This is a genomic window from Caballeronia arationis (assembly GCF_001544975.2).
GTDB lineage: Bacteria > Pseudomonadota > Gammaproteobacteria > Burkholderiales > Burkholderiaceae > Caballeronia > Caballeronia arationis.
The window spans coordinates 1-1,367 of record NZ_FCOG02000440.1; the positions used below are offsets into that span (position 1 = coordinate 1).

Genomic DNA, 1,367 nt, shown 5'->3' on the forward strand with positions numbered 1-1,367 from the left:
AACACGACATAATGAAATGGCCAGCCCGATCCCTGCGATCGTCCTAGGATAAGAGGTTCGATCCAACGTAGAGGGAGGCTGACATGGACGAGGTCACGCTGATCGGCATCGATCTGGGCAAGCATGTGTTTCATATTCACGGGCAGGATGCGAAGGGCCATGCGATCTTTCGCAAGAAGCTTTCGCGTCAGCAGTTGCTTTCGTTCTTCAGCAATCTCAGAGCCGTCACTGTCGTCATGGAAGCTTGTGCTGGTTCGCACTGGCTAGCACGCAAGCTGAACGCAATGGGGCATGTGACCAAGCTGATTTCGCCGCAATATGTGCGGCCGTTCGTGAAGAGCAACAAGAATGACTACATCGATGCTGAGGCGATCTGTGAGGCCGCGTCCCGACCTGCGATGCGCTTCGTCGAGCCTCGAACAGAAGCCCAACAACTTCTAGCCGCGTTACATCGAACGCGTGAGGGTTTGGTGACCGAACGTACGGCCACCATCAATCGAATTCACGGAATCTTGCTCGAATTTGGCGTCGTGGTGCCAATGTCCAAAGCAACCCTGCGTCGTCTGCCTGATGTCATCGCGATCCATGATCTTCCGCTTAGGCTTCTCCAAATTATTCAACGACTGCACGAACACTATAAATATCTCGACGCGCAAGTTGTCGAGACCGAGAAGGAACTGGTCGCACAGCTTCATGAGGACGAGAACGCCGCTCGATTGCTTTCGGTTCCGGGGATCGGCCCCATCACGGCAAGCTTGCTCGCATCGGAGATCGGAAGCATCGCGCAGTATGTGGGTGGAAGAAATTTCGCGGCGTCGATCGGGCTGGTCCCACGTCAGAAGAGCACGGGCGGACGAACGACGTTATGTGGCATCAGCAAACGCGGTGACAAACATCTGCGTCATCTGCTCGTACAAGGCGCGCGTGCCGTCATACAACGCGTGCACAAGCGTAACGACAGGCTTGGAGAATGGATTCGTTCGATGTTGAGTCGACGACACTCGAATGTCGTTGCCTGCGCGCTTGCCAACAAGCTTGCCCGGATTGCATGGGCCGTTCTCACAAAACACACGGATTATCACGGCTCGTTGTTGGTCCGCACAAGTTGAGATTTTGCTAACCAGGTTTGCGACTGCTGGAGATTGATGGTCAACGGCTCAGCGACCGGACGAATAACCTGACAAGTTCTACAGCTCACAGGCAGCTGCCGACATTTTGAGGTTCGACCGGTGCGGTTTTCATCTCGGAACATCGGACGGGCGTCCGGCACGATTCCGGATAGATTTGCGCAAGCCACACACTGTCAAAACCAAAGGTTGCAAAATTCGGGCTGGCCATAGATTTGAACTTGGGACCTACATCATATG

General features: G+C 54.4%; 1 protein-coding gene. It reads left to right on the forward strand.

Annotated features, from left to right (window positions below; genetic code table 11):
* Positions 1–83: 83 nt before the first annotated feature.
* The gene (locus AWB81_RS42980) at positions 84–1,109 is read left to right on the forward strand and encodes an IS110 family RNA-guided transposase (protein ID WP_062644662.1); all 1,026 of its coding nucleotides are present in this window, start codon (positions 84–86) and stop codon (positions 1,107–1,109) included.
* The last annotated feature ends 258 nt before the right edge of the window (positions 1,110–1,367 follow it).